Origin of the sequence: Blautia sp. RTP21359st1_E11_RTP21359_211015, assembly GCF_040910705.1 — a bacterium.
GTDB classification, from domain to species: Bacteria; Bacillota; Clostridia; order Lachnospirales; family Lachnospiraceae; genus Blautia_A; species Blautia_A fusiformis.
This window is the reverse complement of sequence record NZ_JBDGAB010000002.1, coordinates 131,950-158,040: the sequence shown is the minus strand read 5'-3', so window position 1 is coordinate 158,040 and position 26,091 is coordinate 131,950. Positions and strand designations below refer to the sequence as shown.

Here is a 26,091-nt window from a genome sequence, read left to right as displayed (position 1 = left end):
TGGAAATAATATCCTGTACAAGTTCTTCCTGTGGTGACAGTTCTTCATTGTTCACCACCAGTATCGTTGTGTGGAATCTCATGCAGAATCTTTCAAACCATTCGTATCCAAAACGGATAAATCTGTCTTTATGCGTGATCACTATGGTTTTGACCTTCTGCTCCATGACTTCGTCCAGTAATCCATTCCATTTCCTGCGGTTATAATCAAGTCCGCTTCCATAGTCTTCAATGCACTGGTCTACGATCATTCCTCTGGCATTACAGAACTGACGCAGAAATGCTGTCTGATTTTGAAGATCATCCCTTTGGTTTTTGGTAGATACTCTTGCATAAATAACAACTTTTCGTTTATCATGTTCTATATTTATACCTTTAAATTGAAGATACTGGTCATATGTGTAATAACGCCTGTCTGTTGGAGTTCGGTTTGCTTTTAAGATTCCCTCTCTGTCCCATCTCTGAAGCGTTTTTACAGAAACACCTAATAATTCAGCAAAATCTTTTGGTTTATAATTTGTGATATTTGATGTGTTCATAATATACCTCCATAAGTACATTTAAACACATTTAATATCTTTTTACAATATATTTAGTTACTTATATCATCCTCCTGCACTCACCCAGCCTCCGAACAGTTCCGGTGCAAGGTCGATCTCACAGGCATCCAGTACATCTTTTAGCTGTGAAGGATTGCTGACACCGGTTACAGGCACAGTCTGGAATGGCTGATGGAAAAAGTATGCCAAAGACAGGGCCTGCAGGCTGTGGCCGGTTTCTTTCTGCAGCTTTAACAGCTTCTGATAGGTGCGAAGGTTTGTCTCGTTCCAGTAGGATCTTTTCATACTTTCTGAAAGACCTGTGATCTGTGTTTCCTTCTCCCGCATCCAGGATGCATCCACCTCTGCATCTGTACAGGAAAGCCCCATTTTCTGAAGTTTTGAAAAAAATCCCATTGCAGTGGAAGAAAACGGAACGGCAGCAGCGCCTGTCTCACAGTGCCACTGATATTCTTCTCTGGAAAACTCCACAAGTGTAGGATCCGGATTTGTATTTCCTCCGGGATTGATTCCTGCAAGACTCCACTGATTGGATACTGCTGTGATCCCTGAAAGATTTCGTTCTCTCAGACACTGAGCAATTTCTTTCAGCCTCTCTGTGCGGTAATTGGAAAATCCATAATAACGGATCCGGCCTTCTTTTTTCAATTCTTCCAGAATATCCACGATTTCCTCCGCCGGTTTCTCCGGATCATCTCTGTGAAGCCAGTAAAAATCCATCTCATCTTTTCCCAGTGTGCGGCAGCTCTCATCCAGGTCCATGCGGATATCTTCTTTGTTCACTCTGCTGCGGCCCGGATCCTCAAAGGAATAGTGCGCGCCCTTCGTTGCCACAATAACTTTTCCTTGCATGCCACTCTCTTTCAGCCATTTTCCTATGATCTGCTCACTGCAGTTTCCATGTCCTTTTAGCCATTTGCAATAGACATTTGCCGTATCAATAAAATTTCCACCTGCGCGTACAAATGCATTCAGAATCTCAAAGCTTTTTTCCAGGTCTGATTTATCTCCAAATCCTGCTGTTCCGAGGCAGATAGGACTGATGTTCAGATCTGTATTGTTCAGCTGCATATATTTCATCTACGTAACCTCCCGTATTCATGTATATCTTTTTCTATTATAACTTTTTTCCGTAGATCCGAACAGTATATTTCCCAACTATCCATATACTATGGCACAAAAAAATCCTCCGGCACATGCATGCCGGAGGATTTGATATTCCGTTATCTTAACAATATGATTTATTTGTAAAGTGGTCCATAGTTCTTGCAAGCGCGGAAGTCTGCACCCTCTTTTTCCATACCGAATGCGTTCCAAGCTGCCGGACGATAGATATCCTTCTCAGGAACGTTGTGCATGGATACCGGGATTCTCAGCATAGAGCACATTGTGATCAGGTCTGCACCGATGTGTCCGTAGGAGATCGCACCGTGGTTAGCACCCCAGTTGTTCATTACATCGTAAGCTGTTTTGAACGGTCCCTCTTTGCCATCGCATCTTGGAGCGAACCATGTACATGGCCATGTGTAATCTGTACGTTTCCAGAGCTTGTCAGATACCTCTTCCGGAAGGGCTACTGTCCATCCCTCTGCGATCTGAAGAACCGGTCCAAGTCCTTTTACAAGGTTCAGACGGATCATAGTTGCAGGCATCTGAGCACGTGTTTCATAACGGCTGGAGTATCCGCCTCCACGGAAGTATCCGTTGTCGGCCATACACCACTCTGTATTGTCCATGATCGCTTTCTGGTCTGCCTCTGTAACATCCCACCACTGTTTCATAACTGGTGTTCCGTCAGCCTCTTTAGCCTGTCCGTTAGCATCCAGGCAAGCAGCACCGGAGTTGATCAGATGAAGGAATCCGCCAGCTTCTTTGGCAACACCCTCAAGGTCATATCCTGTAGCTTTCTTAACTGCCTCCGGGCTCCAGTATGTACGAACATCAGCGAAGATCTGAGCACGTCCTGTAAGAAGTTTCATGAACAGCATTCCAAGTCCGTTGAGAACGTCGTTCTCTGTAGCAAGGATGTACGGCTCACGAGCGCCATTCCAGTCGAAGGATGTGTTCAGCATAGCCTCTGCGAAGTCACCGTTCGGATAGAAGTCTGTCCACTGTCTCTGGCCCTGGAATCCAGCTGCAAGAGCATTGTGTCCGATTGCTTCCTCGGAGAATTCCGGAGCAAGATTATCACAGCCGTTCATCAGCTCTTTGATGATAACTGCCATCTTAACAACAAACTCGAACTGCTCCTCTTTCTTCTCTGGTGAGAACTGAAGCTCTTCCGGGTTCTTGTCCCAGCCGATCTTGCAGGTCTCTTTTGCCCATTTGAGAGCTTTCTCAAACTCTTCGTGATCGTAGATACCCTCTGTCATACGACGGATGATCTCTACCTCATCAACAGACTCAACTCTCATTCCGAGATAGGACTCGATAAAATCAGAATCGATGATAGATCCGCCGATACCCATTGTTACAGAACCGATCTGCAGGTAGGATTTACCTCTCATGGATGCAGCTGCAACTGCTGCACGGCCGAATCTTAACAGTTTCTCTTTAACGTCTTCCGGAATGGATGTGTCGTCAGCTTCCTGAACGTCATGTCCGTAGATACCGAATGCCGGAAGGCCCTTCTGTGCATGTGTAGCAAGAACGGATGCCAGATATACAGCACCAGGTCTCTCTGTTCCGTTGAATCCCCATACAGCCTTGATGGTCTGTGGATCCATATCCATAGTCTCAGCTCCGTAGCACCAGCATGGTGTAACTGTAAGAGTGATATCTACACCCTCTTTACGGAATTTATCCGCACATGCAGCGCTCTCACCAACACGTCCGATGGTGGTATCAGCAATAACAACTTTTACAGGCTCACCATTTGAATATTTCAGGTTCTCCTCGAAAAGCTTTGCTGCGGATTTGGCCATGTTCATAGTCTGATCTTCCAGAGATCCTCTTACATCGAGGGCTCCTCTACGTCCGTCGATGGTTGGTCTGATACCGATAACCGGATAGCTGCCTACTAATCTGCTCTTTGCCATAGTAACAATTACCTCCTAAATTTATATTCACTATTATAACTTACAGTTTTTTCACGTTCTGACAACTCCTGTCCGAACTATGCTTTTATTATACGATTGCATCTTTTAAATTACTTGTGTTATAATAGCAAAAAACAGTACAATATTCACTTTTTCATATGAGTTCCTAAAAAATCTATAAAATTTAAGAAAGAAGGGTTGTATTTTGCACGATCTTGGAAGAAATGAGGACAGACTTCGAGGTACCTATGAATTTCCTTTTGAATTCCACCACATTGACAGCAGCCATCCACGCTATGTCATGTCCTACCACTGGCATGTAGAATGTGAAATCATGCGTGTATTACAGGGCACTCTCACCGTCACTTTAGACGAAAAAAGTTTTACAGCAAAAGCCGGAGATGTGATTTTTGTCAATAGTGGAGTTCTGCATTCCGGAATTCCTCAGGATTGTATCTATCAGTGCATTGTTTTTGATATGAACATGTTTCTGAAATTTAATTCCGTCTGCACAGAATATATGCAGAAGATCAGCCACCAGGAGCTTCTGATCTATCACCATTTCAATGAAAAGCAGCCTGATATCCAGAGAGCGGTGAACTCTCTTTTTGATTCTTTCTGGCAGAGGAAGCCAGGATATGAGCTGGTTGTGTTTGGACAATTTTACCACTTTTTCGGATTGGTTTTTGGTAATCATTACTACCTGGAAAGCCTGCGGAAAACCAGACGAGATTACAAGCGCATTGTCCAGCTGAAGCAGGTCGTGGAATTTATTGAAAAGAACTATGCCAGCCCCATTACCCTGCAGGAGCTTTCCGCTTCGGTTTCCATGTCTCCCAAATATTTCTGCCGGTTCTTTTCCGAGATGACGCATCAGACACCAATGGATTACCTCAACCGCCAGAGGATCGAGCAGGCCTGCTGCCAGCTGGCTACCACCGATGATTCCATCACGGAGATTGCCTATCGGAATGGCTTTAATGATCTGAGCTACTTTATCCGTACCTTCAAAAAGTACAAGGGGATCACCCCCGGCAAATATAAAAGACGCTAAAATATTTTTCCACGTCTTAATGGCACATATCAGAGTATTACATGACAAAAAGCAGGATCTCGCACATATTGCGGATATCCTGCTTTTTGAGGAATTGGGCTGTTTTATGTAAATACAGCTTTTTCGGCCTGGCGGAGAACAGTCATGCCGGAACGGATTCCCGTTTTGCAGACGGGCTATGTTCATGTCTTTATGAATACATGCTACTCTTCTGTATGAGAAAAAAAGCCGGCAGGGCAGATTTTCTGCATGAAAAAGCCGACGCAGATCGTGAAGGAGCCTGATCTCTGTTCACGCAGTGACCAGCACCAGATTATGTCTTAATTGAAAGCGGATACGATCATCCACCTCACTGCTTGCTTCTGACCAACGGATATCTCACACAGTCGGTCCATCTACTCGAAGGGATTCCACTGCTGCATAGAACTCTGCTTGCGAAATGCCTGTACGCTGCACCGGAACATGCAGCAGAATATGATACAGTTAAAAACGATCCGGCCGCATTATAGCCGCCGGATGTTTCCTGCTTGTCTTATTCTAACAAATGCCTCTTTAAATTGCAAGAAATTTCAGAACATTTCGCTCTTCATTTTCCGACGGCAAAAGTCTATTTCCTACAGATTTTTCACCGCGTCTATAAACCTTTTTCCGTATTTTTCGTACTTGTGCCTGCCGACTCCTGTCACATTCAGCATTTCCTCCTCGTTTCCGGGCTTCAGAATGCACATATGGATAAGGGTTTTGTCGGAAAAGACCATATAAGGGGGGATTTTTTCCTCTCTGGCGATCTCCAGGCGAAGAGCACGGAGCTTCTGAAAAAGGGGCTCATCCTGTTCTCCCAGCTCCCCGACTGCAGATTTCGGAAGTCTGATCCGTTTCTCTTTTTTCTTCGTCTCCAGCTCTTTTGACATTTTCATTGTGAGGATATGCTCCTCCTCCAGAAGTGACCTGGAAGCGGCAGTCAGCTTCACAATCGTATATCCATCATCCGTCAGATGAAGATATTCCTTCAGTACCAGATAATTAAAGATCTGCCGCAGCCGGTGTGCCGGAATCTTTGCACAGACTCCATATTCCGGATTTCCATCCATCTCATACTGCCGGATCTTCGCCGTAGATGCACCACGCAGAGTATCCAGGATCACGGTCACCCCGTATCTCTGACCACTGCTTTCCACGCACCGGATCATTGCCCTGGCCTCCTGGCTCACATCCTGCTCTTCAAACTCGGTCTGGCAGTTCAGGCAGTTTCCGCAGTAGCTTTTTCCGTATTCCCCAAAATATTTCAGGATGTACTCACGCAGACAATCATGGGTAAAGCAGTAAAAGGTCATCTGCTTCAGCCTCTCCTGATCACGCTCCCGGACAAGGCGCCAGGCTGCCGCCTCCATTTCCTGGTTATCCTGTCCTCTCTCGATAAGATACTGATTGGTAACCACATCCTTCCCGCTGTAAAGCAGGATACATTCCGCAGGATCGCCGTCACGGCCCGCACGGCCTGCTTCCTGATAATAGCCTTCCATGTTCTTCGGCATATTATAATGAATGACATAACGCACATCGGACTTGTCGATTCCCATTCCAAATGCATTGGTGGCTACCATCACACGACAGCGGTCATAAATAAAATCATCCTGATTGTTCCTGCGTTCCTCATCGGAAAGTCCTGCATGATATCTGGTGGCCGTGATGCCGTCACGGATCAGCTTTCCGCAGACCTCCTCCACCAGCTTTCTGGTGAGACAGTAGATGATTCCACTGTCGTCCGGATGCTCCAGTATGTAATCGTGTACTTCCTTATATTTATCTTTCGGTGTTTTCACTGCAAAATAAAGGTTTTCCCGGTCAAATCCTGTGGTTGTGCAAAAGGGATCCTGAAGCCCCAGAAGTCTTGCAATATCCTCCCTGACCTCCTTCGTGGCTGTAGCTGTAAATGCACCGATCACCGGTCTTTTTGGAAGCTGTGCCACAAACTCTGCGATCTTCAGATAGCTTGGCCGAAAATCCTGTCCCCACTGTGATACACAGTGTGACTCATCCACTGCGATCATGGAAATATCCGCGCTCAGCGCAAAATCCAGAAACGCCTCTGTGGTAAGCCTCTCCGGTGCTACATAGATGATCGGATATCGTCCTGCCTTTGCATAGCGCAAGGCTGTGAAATACTGCCCCTGCGTCAGAGAGCTGTTGAGGTATGCTGCTGAGATGCCGACCTGGTTCAGGCTTCTCACCTGATCCTTCATAAGGGAGATCAACGGTGATATTACCAGTGTGATCCCCTTCATCATCAGTGCCGGTACCTGATAGCAGATGGATTTTCCTGCGCCGGTTGGCATCACTGCCAGAACATCTTTTCCTGCAAGAAGCGCATCGATCACCGCTTCCTGCCCTTCTCTGAATGTATCATACCCGAAATGGGTCTTTAAAAGTTCCTGTTTCGTCATAAATCGACATGATCCTTTCTGTTACGTTCCCATCGGAACTGTAACGCTTCTCTTTTTCATTGTCGAATCGCTGCTGTTTTCCGAATATTTTATTTTAACACATTTACAGATAAATTGCCAATTGATACAAAAAAATCACAATGCACTTCCTACCTGGTTTCCTGTTATAATGATATAAGAGAAAGAGTCTGTTTATACTGTTCCGCAGCAGAGGACCATGAATTCATGGAGTACCCGGGCCTCTGTTCAGTAACAGCCGGTATGCTCATAAAAAAAGGAGGGTTTGTTATGTGTAAAAGAAAAATAAAAACCATCGAAACATTTTTTTTCCTGATTCTTTTTTCCTTTATTGTGCTCCTGCTTCCCCAGGATGCTCACGCCAGAGTCCGGGTCGTGACCAAAGGAACCACTTCCACTATCCGTGATACCGACGGTGTGATCGAAGATGAGTCTTCAGACATTAATTTCCCGATCAACATCAAAAATGCAAACTGCCAAAAACGGGTCTATGCCGTGACAGTTCGTGTAAGCTTTTATTCACCCAAGGGAGTCATCCCAAAAAGCACCACATTTTCCATCGATGGGATCAATGTGGTTAAGCTGAGCACTTCAAATTATACACCACTGGCATACAAGGAAACCTTTTTCACCTACGATGACAACATAGAGGATGGCTACCTGGAGTTCGATTTCGGCAATAAAGAATGTCCGGTACCGGTAGACTGTGACTATGAGGTTACCATCAAACAGGCTGTTCCGGAAATTTTTATCACCAACAACAATTATCTGAACCAGAGCATCCGGACCGGAAAAACCACTTCCATCGGAATTGAGATTTCTGATCCCTACGTAAAAACCATCAGCAAATCAAAATTCAAGGTTACTTCTTCCAACAGCTCTGTTCTCAAGGTACAGAGCATCACTCAGGATTCCAAAAAACGCAGCCGTTTCACAGTTACCCTGAAGGGCATGAAAGCCGGATCCGCAAAGATCACTTTATCCTATCCAAAGGCCGCAGCCTGTAAGCTGACCGGAAAAGTAACCTCGCCTTCAAAAACCGTAGCAACCTTCCGCGCTTCCAAGACTACACTCAAGGTTGGCTCCAAGGTCAGCATGCGTTCCCTCATCAATCTGAAGGGCGGTACCAGTCTGACCATCAAAAATGCAAAATCCAGCAAGCCTTCCGTACTTGCCATTTCCGGAAACTATCTTGTCCCAAAGAAAAAAGGGTCAGCCACGGTTACCGCAAACTTAAACGGTGTCAATCGTAAGATCACTATTACCGTATCTGCACCGGCCGCCAAACCTACCGTCAAAAATCTGAAAATCCGTGTTGCCGGTATCAAGTATGGCCCCAATGACATGAAGACCTATTATACCTTAAAATTCACCAATACTTCTGCGAAAACCATCACCACCGCAAAAGTACAGATCATCACAGGTTCCGGTATCTATGACCAGATGTACTGGACCAAGAACCTGACACTGAACCTGAAGCCCGGAAAAGCCATGACAAAGACCTATTTCATCCAGAACATGGTCCAGGCACCGGAAAAAAGTGATATTTCCGTTAAATGCCTGAAGATTAGCTGGAAGTAAATAATTCAAAAGGGACGTGCCGCAGTATTGATTTAAAAATCATCACTGCAACACGTCCCTTTTATTTATTCTCTCTGAGCTGTCTATACGTTTTGTTTTTATCCTGTATCCTACAGTACCTCATTCAGTACCTGCAGTCCATACTCTGCAAGGCTGTTATCCTCTTCGCCGGTACCACCGCTGATACCGAGACCGCCGATGATGGTGTCTCCAACCTTCAGGGGTACACCGCCTCCGAATATCACAATATTGTCACTCATTTTTCCAAGACCATAAAATGTCTGGCCCGGCTGTGTCAGTCTGGAAAGCTCCATGGTGGACATCTTCACTGCCACAGATGTATATGCCTTTTTTACGGCCATATCAAAGCTTACAAGAAAAGATCCATCCATCACATGAACCGCAACCGGATTTCCATCCGGGCTGCATACCGCAATTACAGAAGGCTTGTTTCTTCTCAAAGCTTCCTGCTCGATCTTCTCAATAAGCCTCTTGGCAGAATCCAATGTGATACGACCCTGGATACCCATACGCTTCAGCACTTCCTGGATCATCGCCGTGTTTGCTGCTATACTGTCATTCTGTGCCATCGCCGTATTTCCTCCCACTGCTGTCGTCACAGTCCCATTCTGCACATCAAAAGCCTGTACATCCCTTTTCTGCACCATCTGCGAATCCTGTGCTCTTACATCCACCGCCGATGTACCCGCTGCAACATCCGCACTACTTCCAACAGTTCCTACAGCCTCTACCCCAACATTAGCTTCAATCCCAGCAGTTTCTGCTTTCACAGATTTCTGAACACTTCCAGAAATATCTGTCTTCTTCTCTTCGATCTTCGCAACATCCACATACCTTGCCAGCACATAAAAATAATCTGACAGACGGTTCATATATTTCTTGGCTCCGGTATCCGATCCAAACTTCACACTGACCAGCGCAAGCTCTCTCTCAGCCCTCCGCGCCACAGCTCTTGTCACATCGATCTCAGCCGCAACTCGGGAATCCCCCGGAAGAATCGGAAGCCTCTCTCCGGAAAAAATCTCTTTCATCCGGCCAATCTCCTCCTCCAGAAGCTCCGTCCGGTCTTCACTGACCTTAAACTCCCGATTATAAGGATCAGAAACCCCATCTACGATCTTCTTCAAAGTCTCCGAGATCTTCTCCAGCATCCGGACAACATCCACATCATCAACCAGAACCCGCACAAGCCCAATATGACTCATCAGCTCCTCAACTGACCCCATCAGACAAATCCGATCATCTGACTTTGAAACATTCTTCGTATGGGAAAGATCCGTCATCCCCTTATCACCATACCCGGTATAAACCTCCATCCCAGCTCAACCTCCCAGCAATTCCTGATAAATAATCCCACCCATATCAGACCAATTTTACAATCCTCGAAATGCTACGCATACCACAATCATCCCGGCAAACCAAGCGCGGCGTTCACAAACGCGCCAGCCCCTGCCAACAACGTCACACATCCAAAGCGCCCACGGCGCCCCATCGGCACAACGTTCAACCCGGAACAACCGCAGCATACAGGCACAAGTCAATACCCTTCCGCCCGCCACAGTCAAGCACTCTAAAAAAAGCCCGAGGGGTGTGCAGAGGGGCCGCGGCTTTGCGGCCCCTTTGCGGTTTTCATCTTTTATCAAAAAGACCAAAGTTTAGTATAAATCTTAATAATATCCTCTTTCTTCGGTACACGCGGATTTGCCGCTGTGCAAGCATCCGCAAGTGCCATATCCGCCATCTTATCAACCGCTGCAAAATAAGCATCCGGTGTGATCGTCTTCATCTCTTCGATGGTAAGCGGGATATTCATCTCTTTCTGCATAAACTGAATCCAGTTTACAAGAGATCTGACACTCATAACTTCGTTATAATTGCTCAGTCCAAGAAGATGTGCAATATTGGAATATCTCTTTACTGCCGGAAGATATTCTTTCTGACTTCTGCTGCGTTTGTTGATATTTGCATTATATTCAACAATATGCGGCAGTAACATCGCATTAGCTCTTCCGTGAGGAATATGGAAAATAGCACCCAGCTGATGAGCCATACTGTGAGTAATTCCAAGACCTGCTGCATTGAAGGAAAGTCCTGCCAGACAGGACGCTACATGCATCTTCTGTCTTGCATGCATATCATTACCGTCAACATATGCACGATAAAGATATACGCCACAGATCTCGATTGCTTTCTCTGCAAGTGCAGATGTAAACTCATTATGGTTGATGCTGACATAAGACTCAATTGCATGAGTCAGAACATCCATACCTGTATCTGCTGTAATCGCAGGCGGAACACTACGTACAAGCTCCGCATCCAGAATTGCCTCATCAGCGGTCAGGCTGTCTGAGATCAGCGGATACTTCACATGTGCTTCTGTATCATTTACAACTGCAAAAGAAGTAACCTCGGAACCGGTACCACTTGTTGTAGGAATGGCAACCAGTCCGACTTTTCCGTAATTATTGATCTTCAGGGCAAACTCACGGATTGCCTTGGAAGAGTCGATGGCAGAACCACCACCTACTGCAACGATCGCTTCCGGCTGATACTGAAGGAATTTTTTGACTCCTTCGGCAATTTTTCCAACCGGAGCATCCGGAACAACATCACAGAAAATATCAAATTCTTTTCCACCTGCCTGAAGCGGTTTTGTGATCATATCGATCATTCCGCTTTTTACAACAAACGGGTCTGTGATAACAAGGACTCTTTTGTATGGAATTTCTTTCAGTCTTCCCAGGGCATCAGCTCCAAAATGGATGGCTGTTTTCATTTCAAATGTATTCATAGAAACTGCTCCCTCTCGTCATACCGGAACACAGGTCTCTTTTGTCTGCCTGTGGCCGGATAAAGTAAAGCGGATCTCCGCATTCCGCATACACTGCATGCTCATGAACACAATCGTTTTCCGATATATGTCCAACCTATTTCGGGTAGATGCATTCGATCTTATGCCTGTTAAAATGATCCAGCCACTTTTCAGACGGTTTTTTGTCTGTGATGATCGTCTCGATATCCCGCAGCTGTCCTGCCACGGAAAAAGCAGTCTGATCAAATTTCGTGCTGTCTACCACCAGAATACGCATCTTTCCGGAATTGATCATGGCCTTTTTTGTTGTTCCAAAGGCTTCTTTGGATTCCATGATCCCCATATCCTCGTTTAATGCCTTACAGGAAAAAATAACCTTGTCCACATAGTAAGAACGGATCACTTCTTCGGTTCTGGCACCAAGAAAGGCAAGATACCCCTCCTTCATCACTCCGCCGGTGGAAATAATATTCCATCCGGATACATCAGAGAGCTCCAGAAGGATCTCCATGGAATTGGTGACAACGGTGAGACGTTCTTTTTCTTTCAGTGCCTTGGCCACAAAAACTGCCGTTGTGCTGGCATCCAGAAAAATATGATCTCCGTCATTCACCATGGAAGCAGCAATCTCCGCCATTTTCTGCTTTCCCTGTACATTCTGGTTTTTACGAATATTAAATGGTAAATCAATACCGACATCTTCGTTGATCACCGCACCGCCATAACTCTTTGTGGCAAGTCCTTCTTTTTCCAGCTTGTCCAGATCACGGCGGATAGTTTCTTCTGAGACATTGTAAAGCTGGCTTAGTTCACTTACAACAACCCTTTTCTCTTCCTGTAATTTCTCGAGAATCAGATTTCTTCTCTCTAACGCTAGCATAAGATGCCTCCTTTTCAGATGTCATTGCAGGGATATCCTTCAAAAGGATATCCCTCAGATATAAAGACAATATTAAAGGATCGTATCGATCATTCTCTTGTCCGGATGAGCGATCACTGAGGAATCCATATACATTCCTTTTTCAGCTACCAGCTCTTTTGCTCTTTCAATGGAAGCCTCTACTGCAGAAACCTCACCTGTAAGAAGCATGTAGGATTTACCGCACATACCCTTCGCGATACGAAGCTCGATCAAATCAACGATTGCTGTCTTTGCAGCCTGATCTGCTGCTTCGATGATGGATGCCGCATCATAGGTCTCCAGGATTCCCAGGGCACTGATCTCCTCAACCTGTGTGGTTCCGTAGATTGCCGGGAAAATGGACTCATGCGGATTGCCCAGTACAAAACTGTCAATGCATTTATCCTCGTATGTTGTTACTGCTGTGTCTACAGCAGCTTTCACTGCGCTTAAATCTCCGGTGATAATTGCAATATATTTTCCCGGACATACTGTCTGCGCCTCCACGATCTCTACTTCAGATGTCTTAACCATGGCATCTGCTGCAGTGATACCAGCTGGTGTGGTTTTAAACTCAATCATTCCGATTGCTCTACTCATTTTGTGCACGTCCTTTCTAATTTCTTGCAATTACAACATGGCGGTCTGTTACTTCTGTAACTTTTCCGCTGATCGTTGCATGGATTCCGACACTTAATCCCTGTGCAGGCTGTGCGATCATCTGACCTTCTGTTACCATATCGCCTACATTTACGATTGCCTGTGCCGGTGCACCAATATGCTGGCTTAAGAGAACTTTTACCTTGGATACATTTACAAGCTCCTCCTGAAGCGGTGCATCCTTGTCATATCTGGTAAGTCCCAGACGTGCCATCAGGCGCTCCTCAGGAACCTTGCGGTATTCTCTTGACTCCTGTACCGGTTTCGGCTGAACACCCTGAGGTGGTCTGATTCCGGCTTTACGAAGTCCGCCTTTCATATCTGCAAGCAGTGTTCTCGGAGCCAGGCTCTGCGGACACGCATACATCTCGCAGACACCACAGGAGCTGCAGAATGCAGAATTGATATAAGGATTTACATTTCTGAAATCCTGGTTTGATGCTGCCATCATGAACATTGCCGGATCGATCGGATGTCCCAGATTATGTCTCGGGCAAAGATCTGTACATGTGTGGCAGTGGCAGCAGATGGATGCTGCTCTCTTTAAATCTATGGAAGAAGTCCGCTGCTTCTTCATGACAATAACATGGTCCTTTGGAAGAACCAGGATTGCGTTCGTTGTTTTGGTAACCGGATCAGAACCATTTCCGATACGTCCCATCATCGGGCCGCCTACGAAATATACTGGATCTTTCACAGTTGTTCCGCCTGCCTGGGCAACAACCTCTTCCAGTGTACATCCTAACGGAACTTTCACTGTAACAGGGTTCTCAACCTCTGCAACAACGGAAACATATTTGCTTGTGACCGGTTTGTGTTCTTCTACCGCGCGATATACATTGTAAAGTGTCTCTACATTAAATACGGCTACTCCCTGCTCAATAGGCAGTCCTCCTGGCCGTACCACGCGTCCGGTTGCCTCATAAATAAGAACAACCTCATCACCCATCGGATAAACCTCATCCAGAAGATGGATCTTAACCCTTGGGAATTCTTCGATATGCTGATTTAAGGCATTGATTGTCTGTACATAAGATTTTTTGATTCCGATGATGGCCTGGGAAGCTCCTACCGTCTCCGCAACCATATCGAATGTTTTCATGATCTCATATGCGTGCTTTTCCAACAACTGTCTGTGAAGTTTCAGTAATGGTTCGCACTCTGCACAGTTCATAAGAATGGTATCCGCTTTGTCTGTCAGTTTCATGTATGTAGGGAAACCTGCACCACCTGCTCCGACAACACCATTCTCCTGCATAATTTTCTGTAATTCTTTGATATCCATGGCGTTACTCCAATCCTGCACCGTCATCTACGATTCCGACGATTGCGGCATCTACCGGTGCTGTTTCTACGCCGCAGCCTATTCTTGCTGCGCTTCCTTGTGCCACCAATACATACTCGCCGATTCCCGCACCGATGATATCGATGGCAACAATCTGGCTGTGCTCGGCTTTCATATGATGCACCGGCTCTACAATCATGAATTTATTTCCTATCAGTTTTTCACTTTTTCGTGTGGAAACAATGCTTCCAACTACTTTGCCTACGATCATATGAGCCTCCGTTTTTCTCCATATCCTCTGTTAGGGATGCCAGAAAGTGGCATCCCCAAAGGAGGAATATTATTTGATTATGGTAACTGTATTGCCTGTGGCAATTCTTGCTGCATTTGCTTCATCTGTATCAATATGCATTTCCAGTGTAAAGCTGTCATCTACACGGATCTTAACCTGATTAAAGATTGTTCCGCGCTCATTGTCCGCTTTAACAGAAACAATATCACCATCATGTACACCCGCAGCCTGGGCATCCTTCGGAGCCATATGAATGTGACGCATGGCCACAATACATCCCTCTTTCAGATAAATAGCACCTTTCGGTCCGACAATGGCGATCGGCGCGCTTCCGGCAAGGTCACCGGACATACGTACCGGAACCTTCATTCCCAGCTTGATCGCATCTGTTGCGGAAACCTCAACCTGAGATTTGCTGCGGACAGGTCCGAGGATTCTTACATTCTCGATCGCACGGAGCTTCAGTCCTACGATGGTAACTGTTTCATTGGATGCAAACTGTCCGCCCATCAGATCTTTTTTCTTGGTAAGCTGATAGCCTTCTCCGAACAGTGCCTCCACATGCTCCTGTGTCAGGTGAATATGTCTTGCGGAAACTCCGATAGGTACAACAAAACCATTGCCCTTGTCTTCGTTTTTGTTGATCGCATCGATCACCATTTTTGTGATCATTTCAATATTATTCGTTTCCAAGAGTACACCTGCTTTCTTTCGGTCTCATAACTGAAAACTGAAAAGCACCGGCCAGAAGCCTTAATGGCCCTTCGGCCGGTGCGTATCAGTAAGAATCAGTTGAAATTATTTAAGAACCGGAAGGATTTTCTCAACATCTGTATGAGGTCTCGGGATTACGTGTGTAGCTACAAGCTCTCCAAGTCTGGATGCTGCTGCGCTTCCGCTCTCTACTGCAGATTTAACTGCTCCTACATCTCCACGAACCATAACTGTTACAAGACCGGAACCGATCTTCTCTGTTCCTACCAGAGCAACGTTAGCTGCTTTACACATCTGGTCAGCTGCCTCGATAGCTGCTGTAAGTCCTCTTGTCTCAACCATTCCTAATGCTTCCTGTGTCATGATCATATCCTCCTTGTGGATTATAAATGCTTTATTTGTTCTGTTTACTTTTGACTATTTTGGTGCAACAGCTTATTTTTTGCTGCTGTTTTTGCTTTCCAGTGCTTCTTCCGGATTTTCCTGCTGTCTCTTTTTCCATCGGCTTGCACTCAGCTCAACCAGTTTGACGATTTCCTCGTGGGGATTGGCAATTACCGCATAGCTGGCAGGCTTCTTGATAGCCTGCTCTACTGCTGCATTGACAGCTGCTGTAACTGCTGATACATCGCCTTGTACGATCAGGGTCACCAGTCGTCCGCCCAGCTTACGCTCCCATGACGCCAGCTCAACGTCTGCCGTTTTGCACATGATGTCCAGGGCATTGATCGCCGCAACTACACCAGTGATTTCTATAAATCCATATGATTTTCCCATGAGCGAACTCCTTAACTAATTTCTATTCCTCACAAAGCCTGAATCAGAGCTTTGGAAGGATTTTCTCTACGTCTGTATGAGGTCTCGGGATCACGTGTGTAGCTACAAGCTCTCCAAGTCTGGATGCTGCTGCGCTTCCGCTCTCTACTGCTGCTTTTACAGCGCCTACGTCTCCACGAACCATAACAGTTACAAGACCGGAACCGATCTTCTCTGTTCCTACCAGAGCAACCTCTGCTGCTTTTGTCATTGCATCTGCTGCCTCGATCGCAGCTGTGAGGCCTCTTGTCTCAACCATTCCTAATGCTTCCTGTGCCATGATTCTATCCTCCTGAATCTTATCTTCGTTACATTTTTATCATATATGATTCCGCCACTTTTGTAAAGTGAACTTCGGAATCCTCTTAATCTTTATCCAGGGCGCTGATTTTCAGCATTTTCTGTGTACCTGGTTCCGGGTTGGGGATTATGTAATGCTGTACCACGCCTGTCATGCTCTCTGCGACTTTCATGCCGGCTTCTACCGCTGCCGTGACATCTGACACGCTTCCGCGGTACTTGATGCAGACAAGAAGCGGTACTGGCAGGCTGTCCGCATTCGCCGGTTTATTCTTATCGAATACCTCCAGGTGGACATTTGCAGCCTTGCACCCGGCGTCAGCTGCCACAAAGGCTGTTGCAAGTCCGAAGACCTCAAGAATTCCTACAGCTTCTGCCATGTTGCTTCTCCTTTCCCGTTAAGGTTATTTATTAACAATCGCGATCTTAAGACCTGTCATTGCCAGGTTTGTCTCAAGTGCCTCGTTGATCTCCTCAAGCGGGAACTTGTGTGTGATCAGCTCAGACATTGGAAGTCCGATTGCTTTTGCTCTCTTAAGGAAATCAAATGTTGTTGCATAGTCTCTGAGGTTGTATACCCAGGAACCAACAAGGTTGATCTCTTTGGAGCAGAGGTCGAAGTGCGGGTTGATGGTAGCGTCTCCACCGTTGATGAAGAAACCAAGCTCGCAAAGACCGCCGCCGTTGCGGATAAATTTGTAGATGTTGGAGTGTGCATGAGGATTTCCAGTACACTGGAAAGCGAAATCTGCAAGATGTCCGCCCTGCGCCTCTTTAACAGCCTCAGTAAGTGCCTCAATGCCCTTGAAGTTCATGAAGTTAACGGTTGTGTTTGCTCCCATTCTCTTGGCAAACTCAAGACGTTTCTCATTTCCGTCTACTGCACAGATATTATGAACGCCCATTGTATGGAGAACTGCGATGCAGATAAGACCGATCGGTCCGCAACCCTGAACAACAACTCTGCTGTTGAATTTCAGGATTCCTGTTGTTTTTGCTCTCTCTACAGCATGTACAAGTACTGCACATGGCTCGATGAGGATACGGGAATCAAGATCCAGGTCACTTACATTAAAGAATGTGGAACCGAATTTTCCGCCTCTGATGAAGATGTAATCAGCGAACCAGCCGTTGAATTTAACGTCGTCATCCGGAAGAAGTCCATATACGTCAGCGCCGCCTACGTTCTTCTTGTTAAGGTCGAACATTGTGATTTCCGGATCATCTTTGAAGATCATACAGGTAACGATCTTGTCGCCGACTTTAACCGGTTTACCAGCTGTATCAACTTTAACGTTTTTACCCATTTTTACGATCTCACCGGTTCCCTCATGTCCGAGAACTACTGGGATAAGACCAAACGGGTCATTTTTGTACTCATGAGCATCTGTTCCGCAGACGCCGCAGCCCTCAACTTTAACGAGGATGTCGTCGTCACCAACTTCCGGAAGATCATACTCCTGAAGCTCAAAATGTTTCTTCTCTGTCATCATTGCTACTCTTGCTTTTTTCGGAATTGTGTTTCCTGCCGGAGCAGCCGGAGCGCTTGTTGCAGCAGCTGCTGCAGGAGCGTTTCCTGTCATGCCGGAGAGAACCTGTTTAACGATTTCTTCGATATTTACATTGTTCATATCCATTGTTTCTGTTCCTCCTGATTAACGAATGCAAAGGCTGTCTGTCATTACGCAGCGTCTTCTCTTTGTGAATGTGCTTGCGCTTGTAAGTCCCTCACCGGTACGGCTTGCAATTGTGAATGTACAGAAACCTTCTCCGCCAAATCCAAGTGCGGAATAGGACGGGCCGTTCTTTACAAGGATTGCGGTATCAATTGCTTTCGCATATTTTGTAATGTTATCAATATTCTTGGAATGAATATGTGCGGAATGACGGTTGCCATGCTCAAGCCATACAGCCTGCTCTACAGCATCGTCAAAATCCTTAGCTCTTACGATTCCGAGGATTGGCATCATAAGCTCTGTTGTGATGAGCGGATGTTCCTTCGGTCCTTCGAAGATAATGCAGCGGGTATTTGCCGGTGCCTGAACTCCGATCATGGAAAGAAGTGTCTTCGCGTCACGTCCTACACATTTACGGTTCAGCTTGCCACCTGCAAGTACAGTTTCAACAAGTTTGTCCTGCTCTTCCTTGGATGCAAGGTAGCAGTCATTTTCTGTAAGCATGTAGTGCATTAACTCATCAACTACGGAAGATACTGCAACAACTTCCTTCTCAGCGATACATGGAAGATTGTTATCGAATGTACATCCGTTTACGATATCCTGAGCTGCCTTACGGATATCAGCAGTATCATCAACCAGTGCCGGTGGGTTACCTGCTCCTGCACCGATTCCTCTCTTACCGGAGGAAAGAACTGCTGTTACAACACCAGGACCTCCTGTTGCTGCGATCAGATGGATATCTTTATGTTTCATCATAATATTGCTTGTCTCAAGAGTTGGTTTCTCAACTGTGACAGCGATATTATCCGGGCCGCCTGATTCCAGGGAAGCCTCATTTAAAAGATTGATTGCGTAAATAGAAGTTTTAACTGCTGCCGGATGTGGGTTGAATACTACTGTATTTCCACCTGCCAGCATACCCATTGTGTTGCAGAGAACTGTTTCACTCGGGTTAGTACATGGTGTGATCGCACCGATAACACCAAACGGTCCCATCTCGATCAGAGTCAGTCCTCTGTCTCCGGACCATGCAGTTGTTGTAATGTCTTCTGTTCCAGGTGTCTTGTCTGCTACCAGGTGATGTTTCAGGATCTTATCTCCTACATTACCCATACCAGTTTCCTCAACACCCATACGTGCCAGTACTTCCGCATTTTCTTTGATCTTCTTGCGGATGCAGGTGATGATCTTTTCTCTCTGGTCCATAGACATTGTCTTAACTACCAACTGAGCCTTCTTGGCTGCTTCGATAGCATCATTCATATCCTTGAAAACGCCATGTTTTCCGGCCGGAGCATCTGCGATCTGCATTTTTGCCATAACTTCCTGTACAATTTCCTGTACCATATTCTCACTTATTGGCATGAGATGTCCTCCTTAATATTCCGTCAAAAAATTATTTCAGCCCAAGCTGAGCCATAACCTGTTTTGTGATCTGAGCAACAAGCTCTGCGTCATTCTTTGCTGTATCTGCTGCAGGAGCTGCATCTTTATCACAATCACAGTCTTTTCCAACGAAATCATACTGATATCCTGGGAACTGTTTGTAGTCCTCGCTGTGGCATGCACCGCCGCAGTTGTGGCAGTTCTTGCCGTCTTTGTTCAGGCAGAGGCTTGCCGGATGTTTTCCAGGCATACCGAATTTACGACGGATCGCATAGAGCTTCTCGATGTTCTCTTTGTCGAATTCCTTCGGTCCGCCAAGGAGCTTGGTCTGATACAGAAGCTGTGCATAGAACTCTACAGACTCCATCTTCATATATGCAGCGTTAAGGTCTGTGCTCCATGTAAGTGCTCCATGGTTCTCAAGAAGTACTGCATCGAAGTATGGAAGGTATTTCTCAAGGTTGTCCGGAATCTCCATTGTGGAAGGTGTGCCGTACTCAGCGATCGGAACACATCCAAGAGCGATAACTGCCTCAGGCATGATCGGCTGTGTAAGCGGGATACCTGCGATTGCGAAAGATGTAGCATAGATTGGATGAGCATGTACAACAGATCCTACGTCCGGTCTCTTCTCATATACTCTCATATGCATCTTGATCTCAGATGATGGTTTGAATCCCGGGTTAGCCTGGATCACATTACCCTTGCCATCTACTTTACAGATGAACTCTGGTGTCATGAATCCTTTGGATACACCAGTTGGTGTGCAAAGATATTCATTCTCAGCTATCTTAACAGAAAAGTTTCCGTCGTTAGCTGCAACCATGTTACGGTTGTAGATTCTCTTACCGATGTCACAAAGCTGTTTTTTGATTTCAAACTCGTTTACCATGCTTAATTTCCTCCTTGAGCATTGGATTGCACTATTTTGTTTCTGAGAACATTTTACCCCATACCACAAAATAAGTCAAGGACAATCCGTTGTTTTATGTTGGTTTCTTGTTGTATTTTGTGTTGTTTTTATTGTTTTTTATATTTTCTGTTTGTAAAGGATCTTTTTTCTGTAATCCTGTATCTCTCAGCCGCCGATCTGGCAGTCCAGGCTGCATACCGCATGCACTGCATTCTTTAACATCTGCATATGTTCTGCTGTAGGCGGAAGGATTCCTTCCATTAAATAGGGTCTGCCAAGTCCTTCATATTTATCCTGCCCCAGTCTGTGGTACGGAAGAAGATGGATCTTGTTTACGCCCGGAAGGGATGCTGCAAATCTTGCGATCGCCTGGATCTCTTCCACAGAATCATTAAATGTGGGGATCACCGGAACGCGGATCACCAGTCTGGTTTTTCCGTAGAGCGCAACCCTTCTTGCATTCTCCAGCATCAGTCCGTTGGCCCGTCCTGTGAATTCTTTATGTTTTTCCTGATCCATATGCTTGATATCCATCAGATATACATCCAGATAGGGAAGTACCTGTTCGATCTTTTCCCATGGGGCACAGGCCATACTTTCTACCGCTGTGTTGATCCCTCTCTCCTTTGCCGCGCGAAGAAGATCTCTGGAAAAGTCCGCCTGACACATACATTCCCCTCCGGAAAGGGTGATCCCGCCTCCGGAACGATAATAATAGGCACGGTCTTTTTCCACCTCTTCGATCATCTCACGAACTGTCACGTCGCGGCCGATCACTTTATCTTCTCCCAGAACCTTCATGTTCTGGATCCGGTATTCCTGTGATTCCGGATTACAGCACCAGCGGCAGCGAAGAACGCAGCCCTTCAGGAACACGATGGTACGGATACCCGGTCCATCGTGTACTGAATATTTCTGAATATCAAAGATCCTGCCCTTTGTATCCAAATAGTCCATTCGTTACTCCTTTAGAAGCCCTGCTCAGTACGTCTGATGATATCGTCCTGCAGAGATCTGGAAAGTGTAGTGAACAATGCGCTGTAGCCTGCAACACGTACAACCAGATGTTTGTACTTCTCCGGATGCTTCTGTGCATCCAGAAGTGTTTCTCTGTCAACAACGTTAAACTGCATATGCATACCCTTCTGATCAAAGTATCCGCGGATCAGTGCTACGAATTTCTCCAGTCCTTCTCTTCCTGCAAGTGCTGACGGATGGAATTTCTGATTAAACAGTGTTCCGTTGGATACGATAAAATGATCCAGGCGGGATACAGAAGTTGCCGCAGCTGTCGGTCCCTTCACATCCTTGCCGGCCGACGGGGAAACGCCATCTGCTACCGGAGTATGTGCGTAACGGCCATCCGGTGTTGCACCGGTCTGTCCGCCAAGCGGAACGTTTGCAGATACAGGATAAAGTCCTGCCTGATAATGTCCGCCTCTTGGGTTCATATATTTCTGAAGCGGTCTTGTGTAAGTATAAGCCACATCCCTTGCAAAGTAGTCCACATCCGGGATATCATTTCCAAACTTCGGAACCTCCTCGATCATCTTGTGGATCTCTTCGAATCTTGCCTTTTTCTCCGGAGATGGCTCTGTTCCGAGAGTTGCTGTCATAACAGCTGTTGCGGTCTGCTCATTTACGCTGATGCCATTCTCCTGAAGCTTCTGCATAACGATGGTGGTGATATCTGCTGCAGACTGTGCATCGATACCCTTGCCATAGTTCCATGCCAGAGCCTCCTTCAGCTCTTCCATGGTCATCTTCTTTTCTTCATATACAAGCTTGCGGATCGCATACAGAGAATCTGCCATGTTTGCAATACCAAATCCCTGAGGACCTGTAAAGTTATAAACAGCTCCGCCTTCCTGAACGGATTTGCCCCGTTTCAGGCAGTCATCCACCATACAGGAAAGGAATGGAAGCGGACATCTCTCCGCATGTGCCACATCAATGGCATTATCAGCATTTACAAGCAGGGAAATGAAATATTCCATCTGTTTCTTATATGCATCATAGAACTCATCGAAGCTCTTCATCTCTGTGACATCGCCGGTCTGGACACTGATCTGTACCCCTTTGTCCATACCATTAGAGAAAACCATCTCCAGCGGACGGCACATGTTAAAGAATGCAGCGTCATGCCAGCCCTCTGTCTTACCTGCCTTCTGCGGTTCTACACAGCCGATGATGTTATATTCTCTGGCATCTGCAAGAGAAAGGCCGCGGTTCTGCAGTGCAGGAATGATAACCTCATCATTGTAATAAGCCGGAAGTCCGATTCCTGTTCTTGTAAGCTCTGCAGCCTTGATCAGGAATTCATGTGGTGATCCGTTCCATACTCTTACAGAAAGAGACGGTGCCGGAAGGTGCACATGCATAGACGCCTGGATGCACATAAAGGAGAGATCATTGGTCACATCCTCGCCATCCTTGTTCTGACCACCTGCGATCAGGTTCTGGAAAAGGCTGTAGCCTGCAAAGCCTTCTGCAGATGCAGCATCACGGCATTTATTCAGGTCGTTTAATTTTACCCATATGCAGTCCATCAGTTCCTGGGCAAATTCTCTGGTAAGATTGCCGGCTTCCATATCACTCTTGTAATATGGATACATATACTGGTCAAAACGTCCCGGAGAAATAGAATGTCCGCTGCTTTCCATCTGGATCAGCTGCTGTACAAACCAGAAGGACTGGCACGCCTCATAGAAGTTACGGGCGCCCTTCGCCGGTACGTGTGTACAATTGGATGCGATCTGAAGGAGTTCCTGTTTTCTGGTCGGATCCTGACACTGATATGCCATCTGCTCTGCGAGCTCGGCATAGCGATGTGCATAGTCGATAACTGCCTGACAGCTCATGATAACTGCTTCCAGGAAACGGGATTTCTTTGCGTAATCACCATCTCCTACATTACACTCATCCAGTTCCTTCTGAGCTTTGGCAATGATCCCTTCATAACCGATTGCCAGAACTTCTTCATATTTAACGGTTACGTGTCCTACACCATTGTAGAAATAGTTTCCGGGTGTAAAAATATTGTGGTCAATGGCAAGAATCGCTTCCGGTGCCATGTAGGAGGTTGCAAGCTCACTGGTAGTCTTGCCTTTCCAGTATTTATGTACCTCACGGAGCTCCGCCTTGGTTTCCTCCGCAATATAAAATGGATCGGCTGTTCTGGTAGCCACTGTATCCAGCTCATCTTCCAGCCACTGGAAAGAATACTCCGGAAACGTCTGACATCCTCTCGGCGCCAAAGTGCTGCTTCCGACGATCAGCTCCTCATCACGGATGATGATCGGAATGTTGTGCAGGATGTGGGCAAATGCCTTGGCTCTGCGGGTGATGATCGGCTCGTCTTCTGTTGCTTTGTAAGACTCTGTGATCAGTTTTGCTCTGGCAGATTCGATCACCGGCATCTTTGCATAAAGATTATCTACAAGATGTGTGATCCTGTCTGTTTTCGGAACATCTGCTATATGAAATTTCTCCATGATTCTCCTTTCTCATAACCGGTTGTTTCTGGTGATCTGTCTGCCTCTACGCTTCCAGAACCGCTCCTGTCCGGCTATGTGCTCATGTAGTTTTATTATACCTTACCCCTACTTCGATGTCAACGAAATCCAACATGTGTTTATAGCTGTTTTTGTGGTTTTTATCGGTTGCGCCCTGTTGATTTTATTTGTTTTTTGTATTTTTATGTTTTTCTCTATTGACTTTGTTTTTCTGCTCTGCCATACTTGGATTTATATAGGAATTCCTTTGTTTTTCAGAAAAAATTTATGCAAAGCGGACATTCGTATTCCGCTCTGTCACATGTTCTCAAACAGTAAAAGAGGTGTATTTTTATGTATCTTTCTGATATGCATACCCACTCCATCGCCAGTGGTCACGGCACGGAATGTACCATCACCAACATGGCACGCGCAGCTGCCGAGAAAGGTCTCCGGCTTCTCGGGATCACTGATCACGGTCCCGGCACTCTGGCAGCCGGAACTTCCTCCTATTTCCGCAGCCTTACCTATTCTCCCAAAAAACATTTCGGTGTAGAATTACTCTACGGAATTGAACTGAATATCCTTGACCGCAGCGGAACGGTAGATTTAGATCAGGAATCATTATGTAAACTTGATTACGCCATTGCCAGCATGCATGCCTGGAATTACCGCTGCGGTACCAGAGCCGAAAACACAGAAGCTTTTATCAATGTAATGAAAAACCCCTGTGTAAAGATCCTCGGACATAGTGATAACACTCATTACCCGGTTAATTATGATGCGCTTGCAAGGGCTGCCAGGGAAACCGGCACGATCTTTGAGATCAACGAAGCTTCTCTTGCACCTTATGGCTATCGTGGCGACACAAGAGAAAACTGTTTCGAGATCCTTCGATGCTGCCGCAAATATGATCTGCCGCTGCTTCTTTCCAGTGACAGCCATGGCCCGGAGCATATCGGAGATTTTACCTGTGCTGCTGAGTTTGTTCATCAGGCCATGTTTCCGGAACAGCTGATCCTCAACAACCAGATTCCCAGACTCAAGGTTTTTCTCCAAACCAGAGAATGATCTTCTGTATCTTTTCCGACAGATAACAGATATTGTCCACTCCAAACAAAACAGGCCAGTTCAAACACAGGAATATACATTTTCCTGTATCTGAACTGGCCTGTTTTTTATTTTTCCCGCTGCTTCCGTACAATTTCCGCAAGCTCGCTATATTTACCTGTAACATATCCGAAATTTTCTCTTCTGTGAGGAAGCTTGCATTCGGTGCAGTCTTTGATCCCGCTTTCCGTAAAGCGGAAATTACCACCACATTTATCTCCCAGTGCATATAAAGGACAATAGCAGAACAGACAATTGAAGTTCTCCGGATCTGCCCCTTTATGGCACGGAAAATACTCACAGTTTTTGTGGCTGAAGTAAGAGTATTCTTTGCCTTCCCAGTATGGTTTCTCCATGGCTCTTTTCTCCTCTCCTGACATAACCACACATAATTTTTTCCTATAAAAAAAGAGGTAGCGATGCCACCCCGGGGTAGAAATATAATCCGTTCATGAGTGCGCGGAGGGAACGAATGTATCCGGAGTAGTATCGCCTGCCATTTAATCATGTATAATTCATATGAACAGGCGCATTCCATAAAAAAATGCCTACTCTCGTAAAAAAGTAGACAACGTCCCAGGGGTGCGGAGTCCCTGAAATGGTTGTTACACTTTACACGGAAGTTTAACCTCGCCATAACAAGCAGGTTTCCTGGCTCCGGGATCATGACTCCTCTCTCCTTCTCATACATATGTACAATGGACTATGAGATTCGCTCCTCCGTTACAGTGACCGGATCGCTCAGGTTTCACACCTGATTCCCTTTTCTGTGGACTTCTGATAATCAATATATAACTGTCAGCTATCCTCAGCACTTGCTATGTTCAATATGGAATTATACTGACATTATAATAACATCCTGTTAATTATATGTCAATACTGTTTTCAATATTTATACATTTTTGAGCATATTTTATTGCTGTTCAATCCGTTCCATGGGTTTTCAATATTTTTTCCGACGTCAAAAACAGCCCGACAAACTACTGTCGGGCTGCTGTATTTTTATTTTCTGTT

24 protein-coding genes and 1 riboswitch are annotated in these 26,091 nt (G+C 45.9%); of the genes, 3 read left to right on the top strand and 21 right to left on the bottom strand.

Features of this window, described 5'->3' with window-relative positions; genetic code table 11:
• From AB5026_RS01500 to AB5026_RS01490, 3 genes are all read right to left on the bottom strand, one after another.
• Positions 1 to 523, bottom strand: a 523-nt coding sequence (locus AB5026_RS01500; protein WP_368212619.1) for an IS607 family transposase, incomplete at its 3' end; no start/stop codon positions are given.
• An 81-nt stretch (positions 524 to 604) separates the two neighbouring features.
• Positions 605 to 1,639, bottom strand: a complete 1,035-nt coding sequence (locus AB5026_RS01495; protein ID WP_368212618.1) for an aldo/keto reductase — start codon at positions 1,637 to 1,639, stop codon at positions 605 to 607.
• 161 nt (positions 1,640 to 1,800) lie between these two features.
• Positions 1,801 to 3,597 (bottom strand): L-fucose isomerase, encoded by a 1,797-nt coding sequence (locus AB5026_RS01490; protein ID WP_015525941.1) that lies wholly within the window; start codon positions 3,595 to 3,597, stop codon positions 1,801 to 1,803.
• A gap of 205 nt (positions 3,598 to 3,802) precedes the next feature.
• Between AB5026_RS01490 and AB5026_RS01485 the strand changes: the two genes are divergently transcribed.
• Positions 3,803 to 4,651, top strand: a complete 849-nt coding sequence (locus AB5026_RS01485) for an AraC family transcriptional regulator (RefSeq protein ID WP_173741252.1) — start codon at positions 3,803 to 3,805, stop codon at positions 4,649 to 4,651.
• Positions 4,652 to 5,265: 614 nt separating this feature from the next.
• Here the strand turns inward: AB5026_RS01485 and recQ are convergent.
• A complete protein-coding gene (gene recQ / locus AB5026_RS01480; RefSeq protein WP_368212617.1) occupies positions 5,266 to 7,095 on the bottom strand; it encodes a DNA helicase RecQ in 1,830 nt (609 codons plus the stop codon).
• A 288-nt stretch (positions 7,096 to 7,383) separates the two neighbouring features.
• Here recQ and AB5026_RS01475 point away from each other — a divergent pair, with 288 nt between their 5' ends.
• Positions 7,384 to 8,694: a hypothetical protein gene (locus AB5026_RS01475; protein WP_368212616.1), complete on the top strand. Its 1,311-nt coding sequence runs from the start codon at positions 7,384 to 7,386 to the stop codon at positions 8,692 to 8,694.
• 110 nt (positions 8,695 to 8,804) lie between these two features.
• Here AB5026_RS01475 and AB5026_RS01470 read toward each other — a convergent pair whose 3' ends face one another.
• From AB5026_RS01470 to AB5026_RS01395, 16 genes are all read right to left on the bottom strand, one after another.
• Positions 8,805 to 10,031, bottom strand: a complete 1,227-nt coding sequence (locus AB5026_RS01470) for a cob(I)yrinic acid a,c-diamide adenosyltransferase (protein WP_173776130.1) — start codon at positions 10,029 to 10,031, stop codon at positions 8,805 to 8,807.
• A 323-nt stretch (positions 10,032 to 10,354) separates the two neighbouring features.
• Entirely contained in the window at positions 10,355 to 11,506 is a 1,152-nt protein-coding gene (locus tag AB5026_RS01465) for a 1-propanol dehydrogenase PduQ (protein ID WP_118752780.1), read from the bottom strand.
• Between the two features lie 136 nt (positions 11,507 to 11,642).
• Positions 11,643 to 12,407 (bottom strand): DeoR/GlpR family DNA-binding transcription regulator, encoded by a 765-nt coding sequence (locus AB5026_RS01460; protein ID WP_059086815.1) that lies wholly within the window; start codon positions 12,405 to 12,407, stop codon positions 11,643 to 11,645.
• A 72-nt stretch (positions 12,408 to 12,479) separates the two neighbouring features.
• The gene (locus AB5026_RS01455) at positions 12,480 to 13,028 is read right to left on the bottom strand and encodes a BMC domain-containing protein (RefSeq protein WP_015525948.1); all 549 of its coding nucleotides are present in this window, start codon (positions 13,026 to 13,028) and stop codon (positions 12,480 to 12,482) included.
• Between the two features lie 16 nt (positions 13,029 to 13,044).
• Complete coding sequence (locus AB5026_RS01450) at positions 13,045 to 14,373, bottom strand: 4Fe-4S dicluster domain-containing protein (RefSeq protein WP_021977480.1); 1,329 nt, start codon at positions 14,371 to 14,373, stop codon at positions 13,045 to 13,047.
• Positions 14,374 to 14,377: 4 nt separating this feature from the next.
• Entirely contained in the window at positions 14,378 to 14,644 is a 267-nt protein-coding gene (locus AB5026_RS01445) for a EutN/CcmL family microcompartment protein (protein WP_015525950.1), read from the bottom strand.
• A 69-nt stretch (positions 14,645 to 14,713) separates the two neighbouring features.
• Positions 14,714 to 15,358 carry a phosphate propanoyltransferase gene (gene pduL / locus AB5026_RS01440; RefSeq protein WP_021977481.1) on the bottom strand — a complete coding sequence of 215 codons (645 nt, stop codon included), beginning with the start codon at positions 15,356 to 15,358 and terminating at the stop codon, positions 14,714 to 14,716.
• Between the two features lie 105 nt (positions 15,359 to 15,463).
• On the bottom strand, positions 15,464 to 15,742 hold the full coding sequence (locus tag AB5026_RS01435; protein WP_005427721.1) for a BMC domain-containing protein: 279 nt from the start codon (positions 15,740 to 15,742) through the stop codon (positions 15,464 to 15,466).
• A gap of 72 nt (positions 15,743 to 15,814) precedes the next feature.
• The gene (locus AB5026_RS01430) at positions 15,815 to 16,156 is read right to left on the bottom strand and encodes a BMC domain-containing protein (protein WP_118368606.1); all 342 of its coding nucleotides are present in this window, start codon (positions 16,154 to 16,156) and stop codon (positions 15,815 to 15,817) included.
• Between the two features lie 43 nt (positions 16,157 to 16,199).
• Complete coding sequence (gene pduA, locus AB5026_RS01425) at positions 16,200 to 16,475, bottom strand: propanediol utilization microcompartment protein PduA (RefSeq protein ID WP_015525952.1); 276 nt, start codon at positions 16,473 to 16,475, stop codon at positions 16,200 to 16,202.
• Positions 16,476 to 16,560: 85 nt separating this feature from the next.
• Positions 16,561 to 16,875 carry a BMC domain-containing protein gene (locus AB5026_RS01420; protein WP_015525953.1) on the bottom strand — a complete coding sequence of 105 codons (315 nt, stop codon included), beginning with the start codon at positions 16,873 to 16,875 and terminating at the stop codon, positions 16,561 to 16,563.
• Between the two features lie 24 nt (positions 16,876 to 16,899).
• On the bottom strand, positions 16,900 to 18,132 hold the full coding sequence (locus AB5026_RS01415) for a zinc-binding dehydrogenase (protein WP_015525954.1): 1,233 nt from the start codon (positions 18,130 to 18,132) through the stop codon (positions 16,900 to 16,902).
• Between the two features lie 18 nt (positions 18,133 to 18,150).
• Positions 18,151 to 19,539, bottom strand: a complete 1,389-nt coding sequence (locus AB5026_RS01410) for an aldehyde dehydrogenase family protein (RefSeq protein WP_092070142.1) — start codon at positions 19,537 to 19,539, stop codon at positions 18,151 to 18,153.
• A gap of 31 nt (positions 19,540 to 19,570) precedes the next feature.
• Positions 19,571 to 20,452, bottom strand: a complete 882-nt coding sequence (locus AB5026_RS01405; RefSeq protein WP_015525956.1) for a class II aldolase/adducin family protein — start codon at positions 20,450 to 20,452, stop codon at positions 19,571 to 19,573.
• A 186-nt stretch (positions 20,453 to 20,638) separates the two neighbouring features.
• Positions 20,639 to 21,430, bottom strand: a complete 792-nt coding sequence (locus tag AB5026_RS01400) for a glycyl-radical enzyme activating protein (protein ID WP_021651548.1) — start codon at positions 21,428 to 21,430, stop codon at positions 20,639 to 20,641.
• 11 nt (positions 21,431 to 21,441) lie between these two features.
• Entirely contained in the window at positions 21,442 to 23,967 is a 2,526-nt protein-coding gene (locus tag AB5026_RS01395; RefSeq protein ID WP_059086810.1) for a glycyl radical protein, read from the bottom strand.
• A gap of 354 nt (positions 23,968 to 24,321) precedes the next feature.
• Between AB5026_RS01395 and AB5026_RS01390 the strand changes: the two genes are divergently transcribed.
• Positions 24,322 to 25,038: a phosphatase gene (locus tag AB5026_RS01390; protein WP_015525959.1), complete on the top strand. Its 717-nt coding sequence runs from the start codon at positions 24,322 to 24,324 to the stop codon at positions 25,036 to 25,038.
• A 107-nt stretch (positions 25,039 to 25,145) separates the two neighbouring features.
• Here the strand turns inward: AB5026_RS01390 and AB5026_RS01385 are convergent, their stop codons facing one another.
• Positions 25,146 to 25,433 carry a cysteine-rich small domain-containing protein gene (locus tag AB5026_RS01385; protein WP_173723397.1) on the bottom strand — a complete coding sequence of 96 codons (288 nt, stop codon included), beginning with the start codon at positions 25,431 to 25,433 and terminating at the stop codon, positions 25,146 to 25,148.
• A 267-nt stretch (positions 25,434 to 25,700) separates the two neighbouring features.
• Positions 25,701 to 25,871, bottom strand: a riboswitch (cobalamin riboswitch).
• Positions 25,872 to 26,091: the final 220 nt, after the last annotated feature.

Excerpts from the sequence above, each read along its gene's own strand:
- AB5026_RS01495 (WP_368212618.1), bottom strand. The coding sequence starts at position 1,639 with ATGAAATATATGCAGCTGAACAATACAGATCTGAACATCAGTCCTATC.
- AB5026_RS01490 (WP_015525941.1), bottom strand. The coding sequence starts at position 3,597 with ATGGCAAAGAGCAGATTAGTAGGCAGCTATCCGGTTATCGGTATCAGA.
- recQ (WP_368212617.1), bottom strand. The coding sequence starts at position 7,095 with ATGACGAAACAGGAACTTTTAAAGACCCATTTCGGGTATGATACATTC.
- AB5026_RS01475 (WP_368212616.1), top strand. The coding sequence starts at position 7,384 with ATGTGTAAAAGAAAAATAAAAACCATCGAAACATTTTTTTTCCTGATT.
- AB5026_RS01470 (WP_173776130.1), bottom strand. The coding sequence starts at position 10,031 with ATGGAGGTTTATACCGGGTATGGTGATAAGGGGATGACGGATCTTTCC.
- AB5026_RS01465 (WP_118752780.1), bottom strand. The coding sequence starts at position 11,506 with ATGAATACATTTGAAATGAAAACAGCCATCCATTTTGGAGCTGATGCC.
- AB5026_RS01460 (WP_059086815.1), bottom strand. The coding sequence starts at position 12,407 with ATGCTAGCGTTAGAGAGAAGAAATCTGATTCTCGAGAAATTACAGGAA.
- AB5026_RS01455 (WP_015525948.1), bottom strand. The coding sequence starts at position 13,028 with ATGAGTAGAGCAATCGGAATGATTGAGTTTAAAACCACACCAGCTGGT.
- AB5026_RS01450 (WP_021977480.1), bottom strand. The coding sequence starts at position 14,373 with ATGGATATCAAAGAATTACAGAAAATTATGCAGGAGAATGGTGTTGTC.
- AB5026_RS01445 (WP_015525950.1), bottom strand. The coding sequence starts at position 14,644 with ATGATCGTAGGCAAAGTAGTTGGAAGCATTGTTTCCACACGAAAAAGT.
- AB5026_RS01435 (WP_005427721.1), bottom strand. The coding sequence starts at position 15,742 with ATGACACAGGAAGCATTAGGAATGGTTGAGACAAGAGGACTTACAGCA.
- AB5026_RS01430 (WP_118368606.1), bottom strand. The coding sequence starts at position 16,156 with ATGGGAAAATCATATGGATTTATAGAAATCACTGGTGTAGTTGCGGCG.
- pduA (WP_015525952.1), bottom strand. The coding sequence starts at position 16,475 with ATGGCACAGGAAGCATTAGGAATGGTTGAGACAAGAGGCCTCACAGCT.
- AB5026_RS01420 (WP_015525953.1), bottom strand. The coding sequence starts at position 16,875 with ATGGCAGAAGCTGTAGGAATTCTTGAGGTCTTCGGACTTGCAACAGCC.
- AB5026_RS01415 (WP_015525954.1), bottom strand. The coding sequence starts at position 18,132 with ATGGATATGAACAATGTAAATATCGAAGAAATCGTTAAACAGGTTCTC.
- AB5026_RS01410 (WP_092070142.1), bottom strand. The coding sequence starts at position 19,539 with ATGCCAATAAGTGAGAATATGGTACAGGAAATTGTACAGGAAGTTATG.
- AB5026_RS01405 (WP_015525956.1), bottom strand. The coding sequence starts at position 20,452 with ATGGTAAACGAGTTTGAAATCAAAAAACAGCTTTGTGACATCGGTAAG.
- AB5026_RS01400 (WP_021651548.1), bottom strand. The coding sequence starts at position 21,430 with ATGGACTATTTGGATACAAAGGGCAGGATCTTTGATATTCAGAAATAT.
- AB5026_RS01395 (WP_059086810.1), bottom strand. The coding sequence starts at position 23,967 with ATGGAGAAATTTCATATAGCAGATGTTCCGAAAACAGACAGGATCACA.
- AB5026_RS01390 (WP_015525959.1), top strand. The coding sequence starts at position 24,322 with ATGTATCTTTCTGATATGCATACCCACTCCATCGCCAGTGGTCACGGC.
- AB5026_RS01385 (WP_173723397.1), bottom strand. The coding sequence starts at position 25,433 with ATGGAGAAACCATACTGGGAAGGCAAAGAATACTCTTACTTCAGCCAC.